The following is a 16394-nucleotide window of genomic DNA, read 5'->3' on the forward strand; positions in this document are numbered from 1 at the left end:
AAATAAAAAACGTCGATGGTGTAGTGACAGTCTCACTCATGGGCGACGCCTAATGGAGGGTTATCAATGTTTAAAAGTGTGAAAGAACTCATTGAAAAATGTGAGACAGAAAATAAAAAAATATATGAAGTGATGCTCGAGCAAGAAATGGAAGTTACGGGTCTATCAGAAGAAGAAGTATATGCACATATGGATAAGAATTTACAAACTATGGAAAATGCTTTAGATGAAGGCTTAGAAGGTGTTACTTCAACGACTGGTTTAACAGGTGGAGATGCTGTTTTAATCAAAGAATACTTAAAAACAGGTAAATCTTTATCTGGTGCAACTTTATTAGACGCTGTTAGTAAAGCAGTAGCAACAAATGAAGTAAATGCTGCAATGGGGAAAATTTGTGCTACACCAACAGCTGGTTCAGCTGGGGTAGTTCCCGGCGTTTTGTTTGGTTTGAAACCACGACTTGAGCCTACGCGTAAAGATATGTTGAATTTCTTACTTACTTCAGGCGCATTTGGATTTGTTGTAGCAAATAATGCATCGATATCAGGTGCGGCAGGAGGTTGTCAGGCTGAAGTTGGCTCTGCTGCGGCTATGGCAGCAGGTGCAACAGTTGAACTTGCAGGTGGTACACCTCAACAATCTTCTGAAGCTTTTGCAATTTGTTTGAAAAATATGCTAGGTTTAGTATGTGACCCAGTAGCTGGTTTAGTAGAAGTACCTTGTGTAAAAAGAAATGCAGCTGGAGCATCTAATGCAATCGTATCAGCAGATATGGCATTAGCAGGTGTAACTTCTAGAATACCGACAGATGAAGTTATAGAAGCGATGTATAAAATAGGGCAAACGATGCCTTCAGCATTGCGTGAAACTGGTCGTGGAGGTTTAGCAGGTACACCGACAGGACAGCGTTTAAAACAAGAAATATTTGGTGATTAAAATGTCAAAAGTCAATTTAATAGAAAGTACATTTCCTTTATCTCAAATTAAGGGTTTAGGTCCGAAACGGTTAGCGGTATTAAATGAATTGAACATTTATACAGTAGAGGATTTAATTTTATATCTACCAACGCGTTATGAAGACAATACTGTAATTGACTTAAATGAAGCAGAAGATCAAGCGATGGTGACTGTTGTTGGGGAAGTATACTCAACACCCACTGTCGCTTTTTTTGGTAGGAATAAATCTAAGCTTACAGTTCATTTAATGGTTAACAACATTGCTGTAAAATGTGTGTTTTTTAACCAACCTTATCTGAAAAACAAACTAGAATTACACCAAACGATTACGATTAAAGGTAAATGGAATAGAAACAAGCAAGAAATTAACGGAAATCGAATGTTTTTTAATCAATCAGCGATGGATGATGTACAATTTGAACCCATTTATCGAATTAAAGAGGGGATAAAGCAAAAACCACTACGTGATATGATTAGGCAAGTATTAGGACATGTCACGATTCATGAATGGATATCAGATGCGTTAAGAGCAAAATATAAATTAGAAACGCTAGAAGATACAATCAAAACATTGCACCTTGCGCCTGATAAAACCTCATTACTCAAAGCTAGAAGAACATACGCATTTATTGAATTATTTATGTTTGAACTAAGAATGCAATGGCTAAATAGATTGGAAAAAATATCAGATGAGGCAATCGAAATTGATTATGATATTCAATTAGTTAGAAATTTTATAGCAAGTTTACCATTTGAATTAACCGACGCACAAAAGCAAAGTGTCAATGAGGTATTTAGAGATTTAAAAGCACCCATCCGTATGCATAGATTATTACAAGGTGATGTTGGTTCAGGGAAAACAGTAGTAGCTGCAATTTGTATGTATGCATTAAAAACGGCAGGTTATCAATCTGCTTTAATGGTACCTACAGAAATACTTGCCGAGCAGCACGCTGAAAGTCTTGCGGAGTTATTTGGTGACAGAATGAATATTGCTTTACTAACAGGTTCTGTTAAAGGGAAAAAGCGCAGAATTTTGTTGGAACAACTTGAGCAAAATGAGATAGATTGTATTATTGGAACACATGCGCTTATTCAAGATGATGTTGTATTTAATAATGTCGGTCTTGTAATTACAGATGAACAGCATCGTTTTGGTGTCAATCAACGACAATTGTTGAGAGAAAAAGGTGCTATGACAAATGTTTTGTTTATGACAGCGACACCTATTCCACGTACTTTAGCGATTTCAGTTTTTGGAGAGATGGATGTATCTTCAATCAAACAGTTACCAAAAGGTAGGAAACCTATTATAACTTCTTGGTCTAAGCATGAAGCGTATGAAAGCGTATTAAAACAAATGTCCGCTGAATTAAAAAAAGGTAGACAAGCATATGTGATTTGTCCATTGATAGAAAGTTCAGAGCATTTAGAAGATGTACAAAATGTTGTTGAATTATTTGAGTCTTTACAAGTTTATTATGGTACTGAAAAAGTTGGATTACTTCATGGTAAATTAACTTCTGAAGAAAAAGATCAAGTGATGCAACAATTTAGTAAGCATGAAATTGATATATTAGTGTCTACAACTGTTGTAGAAGTGGGGGTTAATGTACCAAATGCAACGTTTATGATGATTTACGATGCGGATCGTTTTGGATTATCGACTTTGCACCAATTAAGAGGACGCGTTGGTAGAAGTGAGCATCAAAGTTATTGTGTATTAATCGCTTCTCCTAAAACAGAAACAGGGATAGAACGTATGAATGTAATGACCCAAACGACAGATGGTTTTGAATTAAGCGAACGCGACTTAGAGATGAGGGGACCTGGTGATTTCTTTGGTGTAAAACAAAGTGGATTACCTGATTTCTTAGTAGCCAATGTAGTTGAAGATTACAAAATGTTAGAAGTAGCAAGAGATGAGGCAGCAGAATTAATACAATCTGGTGCATTTTTTGAAGATGAGTATCAAAGGCTAAGAACTTTTGTTGAAGATAATTTACTATATACTAGCTTTGATTAACCAAATAATATAAAAAAACAGCAATTTAGTTTGAGTTTCGCTAAATAGCTGTTTTTTTAATATTTACTAATCAACCCCTACTTCAGTCCATGCTTGCTCTATGGATTTTGATTCGGTACTATCATGACCGTATAATTCATCTGCAGCTTGTTTTAAAGCGATTTTAGCATCAGAAAATTCAGCGTTAGATGTCAAATATTGCGTTAATGCTAGATAGTATATTTGTTCAGCCTTATCTTTACCAATAGATTGTATGGTAAGATATGCTGCTTGGTTTGGAATGCCACTATTAATATGGACACCACCATTATCTTCAGAGCCAGTATAAAATTGGTCCATATGTGCTGGTTGATCATATTTTTCTGGATTTTTTAAACTTCTTAACGCATCACCATCTTGTTTGGGTGTATATACATCTTCACCCATTAACCAGTTATCAGGATCTATAAAATATCCAAAAACATCTGAAAAAGATTCGTTGAGCGCACCAGATTGGTTTTCATATTCTAAATTAGCAGTTCTTTCTGTCACTGCGTGTGTCAATTCATGAGCGACAATATCTTTAGTACCTGATAAAGGATTGAATGTTTGACCATCACCATCACTGTAAACCATATATTGTCCAGTCCATGCAGCGTTATTATAGTTCTTATCAAAGTGTACGACAGAATTAATGTCAGCAGCCTTATCGTCATAACTATTTCTGCCGTGCTTATTTAAATAGTAATCATAAACTGCTTTTGCGTAATAGTGTGCATCGACACCGGGACGTTGTTGCTTTTCATCAAAATGTTTTGAATCGTGAGTGATAGGAGAAAATTGATCCATGGTTTCATTGGCACTTTTAGTATTAATATGTGCATCTGTAGTTGTATCATTTAAAGTATATTGTCCACTGTTACTAGATACGTTAAGTGGTGATTTTTTATCCCCGTTCACTCCGATACCAGAACCTTCTTCTGAAGCATGTTCAATCACATTTTGCTTTTTTAATATTTCCCCAGTACTAGCATCCACTTGTATTTGCCAATGCGCAAGTTTTGGAGATACGTAATTTAATTCGATATTATGTATGAATCTTTCCTTTTCGCTATTAATATCTAATTTGTTTTTAGACACTATTTTAAAACCATCTATGTTTGCAACGTCATTACTTTTTTTACCAATCGCTTTAAAGGCTAACTTTTCTGCTTGAGAAGATGAAACGTTTACTTTGTTTTTAACGTCGATATGTTGTCTGTGTATATGTCCATTAATGAGTGATACCTTTCCATCTCGATTGACATGGACTTTTATCGTACTATCATCTGCTAATACATTATTGATTTTTGGCTTTAATTCATAATGCGAAACGCCAGTTGAATCAGTATTGCTATTGATTACTTTATATTGTTTAAAAGCATTTTTATTAATTGATTCCGTTTTAGTTTTATCATTATTGTTAAGCATAGACGTAGCGTTGTTTTGAAGATAATTTTCTACATCTATTTTATTGGATATTTTTGTTTCACTTGAACTTTCCAAGCGTTCAGGAATGATACTATTTAGTTCTTTTGCGTTGGACTGCGTAGAGATAGTTGCAAAAAATGTTGCTGATAGTAATACATTGGTCACTACTTTTTTCATTGTTTTCAACCCCTTTGAATTGGAATGTATGATCTATTTATTTCTTAAAAATTTCTTAATGGTTACGAAATTTAAAAATTATACATATTATTTTTATATAATTTAACATATTATTATTTCGAATTATATATTAACCACAAAAAACTTTTTTTAACAATAAAAGTGATCGGTATTAACTCGATTTAATGTAGAAAGTCTTATGTTTTTAGTTGAGCAATTGAAATAGAAAGTGTTATGATATGTGAGGAATGTTTAAGACTTGGTACTAAAATTCGGGAGTAGTAAACTATGAAATTAAAAAAACAAGAACGTCGCGAAGCAATTAAAAAAGAAATAGAAAAAAATCCCTTTATTACTGATCTTGATTTAAGTAGTCTTTTTTCAGTCAGTATCCAAACAATAAGATTGGACCGTACACACTTAAATATTCCTGAGTTGAGAAAAAGAATAAAATCTGTTGCTCGAAAAAATTACGAAAGTATTCGGTCTATTGATGGAAGTGAAATCATAGGTGATGTGATTAACGTAGAACCTGATCATGAAGCAACATCTCTGATTAATATTGATGAAGATTCAGTATTTACAAGAAATAAAATTGCCAGAGGTCATGTGTTGTTTGCACAGGCCAATTCATTATGTGTGGCACTTATACATAAACCAATCGTTTTAACTAAAGAAAGTAACGTTACATTTTTAAAACAAGTTAAATTAAATGATACGGTACGTGCTGAAGCACAAGCTGTTGAAATAACTAATAAATATTTTAAGATAAAAGTAAGTTCGTATGTCAAAGATACTTTAGTATTTAGAGGTACGTTTAAAATGTATTATACAAGTGAGGATGAACAAAATGGTTAAAATAGCTATCGACATGATGGGTGGCGATGATGCACCTGGCATCGTTTTAGAAGCTGTTGAAAAAGCGGTCAATGATTTTAAAGATTTAGAAATTATATTATTTGGTGATCAAAATAAATGTAATATTAACCACGGTCGAGTGGAAGTGCGACACTGTACAGAAGCAATAACAATGGAAGATGAACCTGTAAGAGCAATTAAACGAAAAAAAAATAGTTCCATGGTGCGCATGGCTGAAGCTGTAAAATCTGGAGAAGCGGATGGTTGTGTATCAGCTGGTAATACAGGTGCTTTAATGTCAGCAGGATTATTTATAGTTGGTAGGATTAAAGGTGTTGAAAGACCAGCATTAGTGCTTACTTTACCGACTGTCTCAGGTAAAGGTTTTGTATTTATGGATGTTGGTGCCAATGCGGATGCTAAAGCCGAACATTTATTGCAATATGCGCAATTAGGCAATATTTATGCACAAAAAATACGTAACATTGAACAACCTTCTGTAGCATTACTTAATATAGGAACGGAAGCTGCTAAAGGGAATACATTAACTAAAAAAGCATTCAATTTAATGGAAGAACAACAAGAATTTCATTTTGCTGGTAATGTTGAAGCTAAAGTATTAATGGATGATGCTGCAGATGTCGTTGTTACGGATGGCTATACTGGTAACATGATTCTAAAAAATCTAGAAGGTGTAGCAAAATCTATAGGGAAAATGTTGAAAACTACACTTTTAAGTAATTTCAAAAATAAGTTGGCAGCATTAGTCTTGCGTAAAGATTTAAATGAGCTAACTACCAAAATGGACTATGCAGAATACGGTGGCTCAGTTTTACTAGGATTGAATGGTATTGTTGTTAAAGCACATGGTAGTTCTAATGCTAAGGCATTTTATTCAGCAATTCGTCAAGCCAAGGTTGCAGGAGAATTAAATATAGTAGATACAATGAGAGAAACGGTGGGGTCAAAAAATGGGTAAAACAGCGATTATTTTTCCTGGACAAGGGTCACAAAAAGTTGGTATGGCTAGTGATTTGTTTAATGAAAATGATGCAGCTACATCAATTCTAAATGAAGCGCAAGCACAATTAGATTTTGATATTTTAGAAACAATGTTTGAAGATGCTGAAGATAAGTTAGGCCAAACTGAAAATACACAACCAGCATTATTAACGCATAGCACTGCATTATTAAAGGCGTTAAATCAGATTAATGCAGATTATACAATGGGGCATAGCTTAGGTGAATACGCAAGTTTAGTAGCAAGCGGTGTACTAAAATTTGAAGATGCGGTAAAAATAGTACGTAAACGTGGACAATTAATGTCAGCAGCTTTTCCTGATGGTGTTGGTAGTATGGCGGCTGTACTAGGTTTAAATTACAGTGAAGTTGATGATATTTGTAAACAACTGTCAACAGAAGACGAAATCATAGAACCTGCTAATATAAATGCACCTGGACAAATTGTGGTTTCAGGGCATAAGACGTTGATAGATCAACTCGTTGCAGAAGGGAAATCTAGGGGTGCTAAACGTGTCATGCCTTTAGCAGTTTCTGGGCCATTCCATTCATCGATGATGCAAGTTATTGAATCAGATTTTGCAAATTATATCGAACAATTTGAGTGGAACGATGCATATTATCCAGTTGTCCAAAATGTAAATGCTAAAGGTGAAACAGACGCTAAAATAATAAAAGAAAATATGATTAAACAATTATATTCTCCGGTTCAATTTATAGATTCTACGAAATGGTTACTCGACCAAGGTGTAGATCATTTTATAGAAATTGGACCAGGTAAAGTACTTTCAGGTTTAATTAAAAAAATAAATAGAGATGTTAAACTCACTTCAATTCAAACATTAGAAGATGTAAAAGGGTGGAATGAAAATGACTAAAAATGCATTAGTAACTGGAGCATCTAGAGGTATCGGTCGTAGTATAGCAATTCAATTAGCTGAGGAAGGTTATAACGTAGCAGTAAATTTTGCAGGCAATAAAGAAAAAGCAGAAGCTGTAGTAGAAGAAATCAAAGCTAAAGGTGTAGAAAGTTTTGCAATTCAAGCTAATGTTGCCAATGGTGATGAAGTAAAAGCGATGATTAAAGAAGTTGTAAGCCAATTTGGTACAGTCGATGTATTAGTCAACAATGCAGGTATAACTAGAGATAACTTATTGATGCGCATGAAAGAAAGTGAATGGGATGACGTTATCGACACTAATTTAAAAGGTGTATTTAACTGTATTCAAAAAGTAACACCACAAATGTTACGACAAAGAAGTGGTTCAATTATCAATTTATCTAGTGTAGTTGGTGCAGTCGGTAATCCTGGTCAAGCCAATTATGTGGCGACAAAAGCAGGCGTTATTGGATTGACTAAATCTGCTGCGAAGGAATTAGCTTCAAGAAATATTACAGTTAACGCTGTTGCGCCAGGATTTATTGTTTCTGACATGACTGATGCGTTAACAGATGATTTAAAAGATCAAATGCTTCAACAAATTCCATTATCAAGATTCGGTGAAGACACTGATATTGCAAATACAGTAGCGTTTTTAGCTTCAGACAAAGCAAAATATATTACTGGTCAAACAATACATGTTAATGGTGGCATGTTCATGGAATAGTGTTAACAGTAAAAAACGCCATTTTAACATTACTTGATGTGTCTTATATATGTATGTCATGCTTTAAGTATGTAATTCATCGAAATACTACTTGTATTTCAATGGATAAAATGGGAAAATATAAAAGTCTATTATAGACTTTTAAAAGGAGGTGAATCGACGTGGAAAACTTCGACAAAGTAAAAGATATCATCGTTGACCGTTTAGGTGTTGACGCTGAAAAAGTAACTCAAGATGCATCTTTCAAAGATGATTTAGGCGCTGACTCACTTGATATTGCTGAATTAGTTATGGAATTAGAAGACGAATTTGGTACTGAAATTCCAGATGAAGAAGCTGAAAAAATCAACACAGTTGGTGACGCAGTTAACTTTATCAATAGTATGGAAAAATAATAAACCAATATCTGAGTCGTGGATTTTACGGCTCAGATTTTTTCTATTAAAAAGGTTTATTTTTAGCCATAATATTATTAGTGTTCGTTAAAAATGTTAAGTGTACGATATATGATAAAATGAACGTATTATTAGCAGTTTTCCCTTTTGTTTTATAATAAATTCACGTAAAATATAAAGGCATAAGTATATACAAAATTACTTTAGATTGAGGTGGAAAAGTATTGACGAATCATAAAAAGAAAGAAATGGTTAATGCATTCCAAGAAAAGTTTTCAAAAAAAATGCAAGAATTAAATTTGAATTTTAATCAGGTAAATTTATACCAACAAGCATTTTCGCATTCGAGCTTCATTAATGACTTTAATATGGACAGATTAGATCATAATGAACGTTTAGAGTTTTTAGGAGATGCGGTATTAGAATTGACGGTTTCACGCTATTTGTTTGATAAATATCCAGAGTTACCTGAAGGTAATTTAACGAAAATGCGTGCGACAATTGTTTGTGAGCCTTCACTTGTAATATTCGCGAATAAAATTGCATTACACGACCTTATCTTATTAGGTAAAGGAGAAGAAAAAACAGGTGGTAGAACAAGACCTTCACTCGTATCAGATGCATTTGAAGCTTTTGTAGGTGCATTATATTTAGACCAAGGACTAGCCGCTGTTTGGAAGTTTGCTGAAAATGTGATTTTTCCATTTGTTGAAGGCGATAAACTGGATGGCGTCGTTGATTTTAAAACACAGTTTCAAGAATATGTGCATCAACAAAACAAAGGTGACGTTACTTATCGTTTAATAAATGAAGAAGGTCCTGCACATCATCGTTTATTTACGTCGGAAGTCATCTTAGAAAATAAGCCAGTTGCGATTGGCAAAGGCAAAACGAAAAAAGAATCGGAACAACAAGCAGCAGAAAGTGCATATAAACTTTTGAAAAATAAAGAAACTTAATACCAGTACAATTGTTTAGTGAGATATAGCTCACACGCGATATATCGAATATTGTACAAAATTGTAATTAAAGTAGCATGAGTTAAGCACTGATGTAAAAGTATTTCTAATAGATTAGTCTATAATGCATTTATTACATGTCTTTAATTATAGATATTATTTGGTGAAAATGTAATAATTGCAAGTCGCTGTGCCAAATTTATTGATGCACTAATCATATAGAAGCGAGAGCATGAACGTATCTGTATTGCGTAGTTTTTATCTCGCATCTGAGAAACACTTTAAAGGAGAATAGCATGGTATATTTGAAATCTATTGATGCCTTTGGATTTAAATCATTTGCTGAACATACAAATGTACAGTTTGATGAAGGTGTCACGGCAATAGTTGGACCTAATGGTAGTGGTAAGAGTAATATTACAGATGCAATAAAGTGGGTATTGGGCGAACAATCCGCGAAATCATTGCGTGGCGCTAAAATGGAAGATATTATTTTTTCTGGTGCAGAGCATAGAAAAGCTCAAAATTTTGCTGAAGTAAAATTAAAATTAGATAACAGTACAGGTAAATTAAATGTTGATACAGAAGAACTCGTAGTCACTCGCCGCTTATATAGAAGTGGGGAAAGTGAATATTATTTAAATAATGACCGGTCACGACTTAAAGATATTATAGAATTATTTTTAGATTCAGGATTAGGAAAAGAAGCATTCAGTATAATATCTCAAGGTCGTGTTGATGAAATTCTTAATGCAAAGCCAATTGATAGAAGACAAATATTAGAAGAATCTGCCGGTGTATTAAAATATAAAAAAAGAAAGGCAACTTCTGTGCAAAAATTAGATCAAACAGAAGACAACCTGACACGTGTAGAAGATATTTTATTTGATTTAGAAGGTCGTGTCGAACCACTACGAGAAGAAGCTGCAATAGCAAAAGAATATAAACATTTATCTAGTGAGATGGAAAAAAGTGATGTGCTAGTCACTGTTTATGATATTGAGCAATATAATCAAAATATTTATGAACTAGACGAAAATCTCAATCGCTTAAAAAGCCAACAAGCTTCAAAAGATGCAGAAAAGGTACAACATACACAATCATTGAATCAATATAAATCTGAACGTCAACAACTAGACGAAACAATCGAATCTTTAAATTTTAAACTTGTTAAAGCAACTGAAGAAGTTGAAAAATTTGCTGGACAGTTGAATGTGTTAGAGGAACGTAAAAAAAACCAATCACAAACTAATGCACGATTTGAAGAAGAACAGGAAAACCTAGCGACACAAATCACAAATATAAAACAAGAGCAATCAGAAGTGAAAGACCAAATAAAACATTTAAAATCTAAACAAACAGATTTAAATGAAGAGATACAACAATATGAATCTCAATTATATGTATCCGATGAACAACATGATGAAAAGTTAGAATCAATAAAAGATAAATACTATCAACTTATGTCAGAACAGTCAGATGTCAATAATGATATTCGCTTTTTAGAGCACACGATTCAAGAAAATGAAACGAAACAATCACGATTAGATTCACGCTTGTTAGATGCTTATAAAGATTTGAAAAATATTCAAAATCAAATTACTGAAACTGAGAAACAAAGTACCAACGCGAAAAAAGAATTGAAAAAAGCGGAAAGTGATTTAGCATCTTATGAGAAAAAATTAACACAACTTAAAAATCAACAAAATGAATACGAAGAGAAATTACACCAAGCATACAGATTTAATGAAAAATTAAAATCACGTATTGACAGTTTAGCGACACAGCAAGAGGAATATAGTTATTTTTTCAATGGTGTTAAACATATACTGAAAATGAAGGATAATAAACTTTCTGGTATCCGTGGTGCAGTCGCAGAAGTCATCCAAGTGCCTTCGAATTTAACGAAAGCGATTGAAACGGCATTAGGTGCTTCACTGCAACATATCATTGTGGATTCTGAAAAAGATGGTCGTCAAGCAATACAATATTTAAAACAAAATGGTCTTGGAAGAGCTACATTTTTACCATTAAATGTCATTCAACCTCGTAATGTTGCAAACGATATTTTGAATATAGCAGATAGCTCAACTGGCTTTGTAAATGTTGCTTCAAATGCGATACAAGTTGAAAATGATTATAAACATGTGATTCAAAATTTATTAGGTAATACAATAATTGTAGACAATTTGAAAAATGCTAACGAATTAGCTAGAAAAATTCGTTATAGAACACGTATCGTAACGTTAGAAGGAGATATTGTAAACCCAGGTGGTTCCATGACTGGTGGTGGTGATCGTAAAACTAAAAGTATTTTATCTCAAAAAGATGAGCTCTCAACAATGCGCGCACAATTAGAAGATTATCAGCAACAAACTGTTACATTTGAAAAACAGTTCCAAGCAATTAAAGAAGAAGCCGATGCGTTAAGTAATACTTATTTTGATACGAGTCAAAACTATAATACGATAAAACAAAACGTACATGAATTTGACTTAGAATTGGATAGGTTACGAAAGCAAGAAACACATTTAAAAAATGAGCATGAAGAATTTGAATTTGAGAAAAATGATGGTTATCAAAGCGAAACTAGTAAACAAACCTTAAACGACAAAAAGGAACAATTAGCAACAATTCAAGCGCAATTGCAAACATTAGAAGAAGATATTAATATCTATACAAAATTATCAAAAGAAGGTAAAGAGAGTACAACGTTAATACAACAAAAATTACATCAAAAACAATCTGATTTAGCAGTAATTAAAGAAAGACTAAATACTCAAAAGCAAACTGAATCAAGATTAAATCATCAATTTAAACAATTAAAAGAGCAAAAGCAAAAATTGAGTGAACAAATTGAATTATTTAATTCAGATGAAATAACTGGCGAAAAAGCTTTCGAAACAATTCAAAATAATATTGAACAAAGTAAAAATAATAAAGTAAAATTAACTGAAGATTTAGCTACTATTAAATCACAACGTCAAACATTGAATGATACAATTGAGACAACAGAACGTAAGTTGGAAGAAGCAAATCAAGATATTTTATCAATTGAAAATCGTTACCAAGATATTAAAGCAGAACAGTCTCGTTTAGATGTACTCATTAACCATGCGATAGATCATTTAAGTGAGCAGTATCATCTTACCTTTGAACGAGCGAGTGAATTATATACATTAGAAGAAGATATTGAGAGTTTGCGTAAAAAAGTAAAATTAACCAAGATGTCTATAGAAGAATTAGGACCTGTAAACTTAAATGCGATTGAACAATTTGAAGAAATCAATGAACGATATACTTTCTTGAATGAGCAACGTGCAGATTTAAGAGCAGCAAAAGCGACGTTAGAACAATTAATTGAAGAAATGGATAAAGAAGTTAAAGAACGATTTAAAGAGACTTTTCATTCCGTACAAGGTCATTTTTCTGAAGTGTTTAAGTCATTATTTGGTGGAGGACAAGCAGAGCTGCGCTTGACAGATGATGATTATTTATCAGCAGGAGTAGATATTATCGTCCAACCACCAGGTAAAAAACTACAAAATCTATCATTATTAAGTGGTGGAGAGCGTGCTTTAAGTGCAATTGCTTTGTTATTCGCTATTTTAAAAGTGAGATCAGCACCATTTGTGATCTTAGATGAAGTAGAAGCCGCCTTAGATGAAGCCAATGTTATACGTTATGCGCAATATTTAAAAGCTTTATCAAGTCAAACTCAGTTTATTGTCATAACACATCGTAAAGGTACGATGGAATTTTCAGACCGCTTATACGGTGTAACGATGCAAGAATCAGGTGTATCAAAATTAGTAAGTGTCAATTTAAATACGATTGATGAAGTCATTAAGGAGGAACAAGTATGAGCTTTTTCAAACGACTAAAAGATAAATTCACAACGTCTACAGAAAATCAAAAGACAGAAGAATTAGAGCAAGAGCAACAATCTGAATTAGATGTAGAACAATCTCAAACATCTGAAGAACCTCAAGAAAAAGTAAAACAGCCAAAAAAATTAAAAGAAGCTGATTTTGATGATGATGGATTAATTTCAATTGAAGACTTTGAAGAAATTGAAGCACAGCAATTAGGTGCAAAATTTAGAGCAGGATTAGAAAAATCTCGCGAAAATTTCCAAGAACAGTTAAACAACTTAATTGCACGTTATCGTAAAGTTGATGAAGATTTCTTTGAAGCGCTGGAAGAAATGTTAATAACTGCAGATGTTGGCTTTAACACAGTGATGGAACTCGTAGAAGAATTACGTAACGAAGCACAGCGACGTAATATTTCAGAAACTGAAGATTTACGTGAAGTTATCGTAGAAAAAATTGTAGATATCTATCATCAAGACGACGAACATTCAGAAATAATGAACATTGAAAATGAAGGATTAAATGTCATTTTAATGGTGGGTGTGAACGGTGTTGGCAAAACGACAACAATCGGTAAATTAGCGCATCGTTATCAAGCTGAAGGTAAGAAAGTGATGCTAGCAGCTGGTGATACTTTTAGAGCCGGCGCTATTGAACAACTCAAATTATGGGGAGAACGTGTTGGTGTAGAAGTAATGAGCCAAAAAGAAGGTTCAGACCCAGCTGCTGTTATGTATGATGCCATTAATGCAGCTAAAAGTAAGGGTGTTGATATTTTAATTTGTGACACTGCAGGTCGCTTACAAAACAAATCTAATTTGATGAATGAATTAGAAAAAGTAAAACGTGTGATAGGTAGAGCAGTGCCTGAAGCACCTCATGAAGTACTGCTTTGTTTAGATGCTACTACTGGACAAAATGCATTGTCCCAAGCTAAATCATTCAAAGATGTTACGAATGTGACTGGTATTGTATTAACTAAACTGGATGGTACTGCAAAAGGTGGTATCGTTTTAGCAATACGTAATGAACTAAAAATACCAGTTAAATATGTTGGCTTAGGTGAAAAATTAGATGATTTACAACCATTTAATCCAGAAAGTTATGTATATGGACTATTTGCTGATATGATTGAACAAAATGTTGATGAAACAGAGGCATCTGATGATCATACAGATAACATGGATGTACGGAATGAAGGCAATAAAGATGAGCCAAAATGATTTAATTAAGACAATACGTATGAATTATTTATTTGATTTTTATCAATCATTATTAACGGAAAAACAACGAAACTATCTAGAACTATTTTATCTACAAGATTATTCTTTAAGTGAGATTGCAGATACGTTTGATGTGAGCCGCCAAGCAGTGTATGATAACATAAGAAGAACTGGTGATTTAGTAGAAGATTATGAAGAGAAACTAGGTCTTTATCAAAATTTTGAAAAACGACAAAATATATATGAAGCAATAAAAAAGCATATTGATGAGCCAGAAAAAATTAAACAGTATCTTCAAGCACTTGAAGATTTAGAATAATTGAGAGTATAAAGGAGGGTATTGATATGGCATTTGAAGGGTTATCCGATCGTCTCCAAGGGACGATGCAAAAAATCCGTGGCAAAGGGAAAGTTACTGAAGCAGATATTAAATTAATGATGCGAGAGGTCCGACTCGCATTACTTGAAGCAGACGTTAACTTTAAAGTCGTAAAGGATTTTGTCAAAACCGTATCAGAACGAGCTTTAGGTTCAGATGTAATGAAGTCTTTAACACCTGGACAACAAGTCATTAAGATAGTACAAGAAGAACTTACACAACTCATGGGTGGCGAAAATTCAACCATCCAAATGGCCAACAAACCGCCAACAGTTGTAATGATGGTTGGTTTACAAGGTGCAGGTAAAACTACGACTGCAGGTAAGTTAGCATTACTTATGCGTAAAAAATATAACAAAAAACCATTATTAGTTGCAGCTGATATTTATAGACCAGCCGCGATTGATCAATTACAAACTGTAGGCAAGCAAATTGATATTCCTGTATACAGTGAAGGGGACCAAGTTAAGCCGCAGCAAATCGTAGAAAATGCAATTAAACATGCAAAAGAAGAACATTTAGATTTTGTCATTATTGATACGGCAGGTCGTTTGCACGTTGATGAAGCATTAATGGAAGAATTAAGTGATGTAAAAGAAATCACTAAACCAGATGAGATTATGCTTGTTGTTGATGCCATGACTGGTCAAGATGCAGTAAATGTAGCACAATCGTTTGATGAGCAATTAGAAGTTTCAGGTGTTACCTTGACTAAACTAGATGGTGATACACGTGGTGGTGCTGCTTTATCAATTAGAGCAGTGACACAAAAGCCAATTAAATTTGTTGGTATGAGTGAAAAATTAGATGGCTTAGAACCATTCCATCCAGAACGTATGGCTTCTCGAATATTAGGTATGGGTGATGTGTTAAGTTTAATAGAAAAAGCACAACAAGATGTAGATGAAGATAAAGCTAAAGATTTAGAAAAGAAAATGCGTACGTCATCATTTACTTTGGAAGATTTCTTAGAACAATTAGATCAAGTTAAAAACCTTGGTCCATTAGATGACATTATGAAAATGATCCCTGGAATGAACAAAATGAAAGGGATGAATAATCTTAATATGGATGAAAAACAAATCGACCATATTAAAGCCATTATTCAATCTATGACACCTAATGAACGTAATAACCCTGAAACACTAAATGTATCACGTAAAAAACGTATTGCTAAGGGTTCAGGACGTACTGTTCAAGAAGTTAACAGATTGATGAAGCAATTTAATGAAATGAAGAAAATGATGAAACAATTTTCTGGTGGCGGCAAAGGCAAAAAAGGTAAACGTAAACAAATGGAGAATATGTTAAATGGTATGAATTTACCATTTTAACAATTGTCTATAAAATAATTTTTTAAAGAAGTGAACGGGATACAAGTCTCATTCACAAAATAAAGGACTAATCCATATGAAAGATGAACTGCACCCTGTCAAGTAGACAGTGAAAAAAACAAAATGTTTATGGC

13 protein-coding genes are annotated in these 16394 nt (G+C 33.4%); 12 read left to right on the forward strand and 1 reads right to left on the reverse strand.

Annotation, left to right across the window (positions count from 1 at the left end; translation table 11 throughout):
• Nucleotides 1-66 precede the first annotated feature (66 nt).
• The gene (gene sdaAA / locus CD032_RS11910; RefSeq protein WP_019467946.1) at nt 67-936 is read left to right on the forward strand and encodes an L-serine ammonia-lyase, iron-sulfur-dependent, subunit alpha; all 870 of its coding nucleotides are present in this window, start codon (nt 67-69) and stop codon (nt 934-936) included.
• A 1-nt stretch (nt 937) separates the two neighbouring features.
• On the forward strand, nt 938-2983 hold the full coding sequence (gene recG / locus CD032_RS11915; protein ID WP_019467945.1) for an ATP-dependent DNA helicase RecG: 2046 nt from the start codon (nt 938-940) through the stop codon (nt 2981-2983).
• A 66-nt stretch (nt 2984-3049) separates the two neighbouring features.
• On the opposite strand, the gene CD032_RS11920 is transcribed toward recG, so the two are convergent.
• Complete coding sequence (locus CD032_RS11920) at nt 3050-4609, reverse strand: M4 family metallopeptidase (protein ID WP_064263596.1); 1560 nt, start codon at nt 4607-4609, stop codon at nt 3050-3052.
• Nucleotides 4610-4897: 288 nt separating this feature from the next.
• Here CD032_RS11920 and fapR point away from each other — a divergent pair, with 288 nt between their 5' ends.
• The 10 genes from fapR to ffh all read left to right on the forward strand — a co-directional run bounded on the left by fapR (nt 4898) and on the right by ffh (nt 16260).
• Nucleotides 4898-5467 carry a transcription factor FapR gene (fapR, locus tag CD032_RS11925; protein ID WP_019467943.1) on the forward strand — a complete coding sequence of 190 codons (570 nt, stop codon included), beginning with the start codon at nt 4898-4900 and terminating at the stop codon, nt 5465-5467.
• Nucleotides 5460-6446, forward strand: a complete 987-nt coding sequence (gene plsX, locus CD032_RS11930; RefSeq protein ID WP_019467942.1) for a phosphate acyltransferase PlsX — start codon at nt 5460-5462, stop codon at nt 6444-6446. Before fapR ends, plsX begins: the two co-directional genes overlap by 8 nt.
• Nucleotides 6439-7365 carry an ACP S-malonyltransferase gene (gene fabD / locus CD032_RS11935; RefSeq protein ID WP_019467941.1) on the forward strand — a complete coding sequence of 309 codons (927 nt, stop codon included), beginning with the start codon at nt 6439-6441 and terminating at the stop codon, nt 7363-7365. Before plsX ends, fabD begins: the two co-directional genes overlap by 8 nt.
• The gene (gene fabG / locus CD032_RS11940; protein ID WP_019467940.1) at nt 7358-8095 is read left to right on the forward strand and encodes a 3-oxoacyl-[acyl-carrier-protein] reductase; all 738 of its coding nucleotides are present in this window, start codon (nt 7358-7360) and stop codon (nt 8093-8095) included. The genes fabD and fabG overlap by 8 nt, the downstream gene beginning before the upstream one ends.
• A gap of 161 nt (nt 8096-8256) precedes the next feature.
• Entirely contained in the window at nt 8257-8490 is a 234-nt protein-coding gene (locus CD032_RS11945) for an acyl carrier protein (protein ID WP_019467939.1), read from the forward strand.
• 248 nt (nt 8491-8738) lie between these two features.
• A complete protein-coding gene (rnc, locus tag CD032_RS11950; protein WP_390326192.1) occupies nt 8739-9449 on the forward strand; it encodes a ribonuclease III in 711 nt (236 codons plus the stop codon).
• Between the two features lie 296 nt (nt 9450-9745).
• Nucleotides 9746-13315, forward strand: a complete 3570-nt coding sequence (smc, locus tag CD032_RS11955; RefSeq protein ID WP_019467937.1) for a chromosome segregation protein SMC — start codon at nt 9746-9748, stop codon at nt 13313-13315.
• Nucleotides 13312-14547, forward strand: a complete 1236-nt coding sequence (gene ftsY, locus CD032_RS11960) for a signal recognition particle-docking protein FtsY (RefSeq protein ID WP_103211512.1) — start codon at nt 13312-13314, stop codon at nt 14545-14547. Before smc ends, ftsY begins: the two co-directional genes overlap by 4 nt.
• On the forward strand, nt 14534-14866 hold the full coding sequence (locus CD032_RS11965; protein WP_019467935.1) for a putative DNA-binding protein: 333 nt from the start codon (nt 14534-14536) through the stop codon (nt 14864-14866). The genes ftsY and CD032_RS11965 overlap by 14 nt, the downstream gene beginning before the upstream one ends.
• A gap of 26 nt (nt 14867-14892) precedes the next feature.
• The gene (gene ffh, locus CD032_RS11970; protein WP_019467934.1) at nt 14893-16260 is read left to right on the forward strand and encodes a signal recognition particle protein; all 1368 of its coding nucleotides are present in this window, start codon (nt 14893-14895) and stop codon (nt 16258-16260) included.
• The last annotated feature ends 134 nt before the right edge of the window (nt 16261-16394 follow it).

The sequence above is a fragment of the Staphylococcus cohnii subsp. cohnii genome, from assembly GCF_002902365.1.
In the GTDB taxonomy this organism is placed as follows: Bacteria; Bacillota; Bacilli; order Staphylococcales; family Staphylococcaceae; genus Staphylococcus; species Staphylococcus cohnii.

Bases quoted from the DNA above. Each gene is read 5' to 3' on its own strand.
- sdaAA (WP_019467946.1), top strand. From the start codon at position 67: ATGTTTAAAAGTGTGAAAGAACTCATTGAAAAATGTGAGACAGAAAAT.
- recG (WP_019467945.1), top strand. From the start codon at position 938: ATGTCAAAAGTCAATTTAATAGAAAGTACATTTCCTTTATCTCAAATT.
- CD032_RS11920 (WP_064263596.1), bottom strand. From the start codon at position 4,609: ATGAAAAAAGTAGTGACCAATGTATTACTATCAGCAACATTTTTTGCA.
- fapR (WP_019467943.1), top strand. From the start codon at position 4,898: ATGAAATTAAAAAAACAAGAACGTCGCGAAGCAATTAAAAAAGAAATA.
- plsX (WP_019467942.1), top strand. From the start codon at position 5,460: ATGGTTAAAATAGCTATCGACATGATGGGTGGCGATGATGCACCTGGC.
- fabD (WP_019467941.1), top strand. From the start codon at position 6,439: ATGGGTAAAACAGCGATTATTTTTCCTGGACAAGGGTCACAAAAAGTT.
- fabG (WP_019467940.1), top strand. From the start codon at position 7,358: ATGACTAAAAATGCATTAGTAACTGGAGCATCTAGAGGTATCGGTCGT.
- rnc (WP_390326192.1), top strand. From the start codon at position 8,739: ATGGTTAATGCATTCCAAGAAAAGTTTTCAAAAAAAATGCAAGAATTA.
- smc (WP_019467937.1), top strand. From the start codon at position 9,746: ATGGTATATTTGAAATCTATTGATGCCTTTGGATTTAAATCATTTGCT.
- ftsY (WP_103211512.1), top strand. From the start codon at position 13,312: ATGAGCTTTTTCAAACGACTAAAAGATAAATTCACAACGTCTACAGAA.
- CD032_RS11965 (WP_019467935.1), top strand. From the start codon at position 14,534: ATGAGCCAAAATGATTTAATTAAGACAATACGTATGAATTATTTATTT.
- ffh (WP_019467934.1), top strand. From the start codon at position 14,893: ATGGCATTTGAAGGGTTATCCGATCGTCTCCAAGGGACGATGCAAAAA.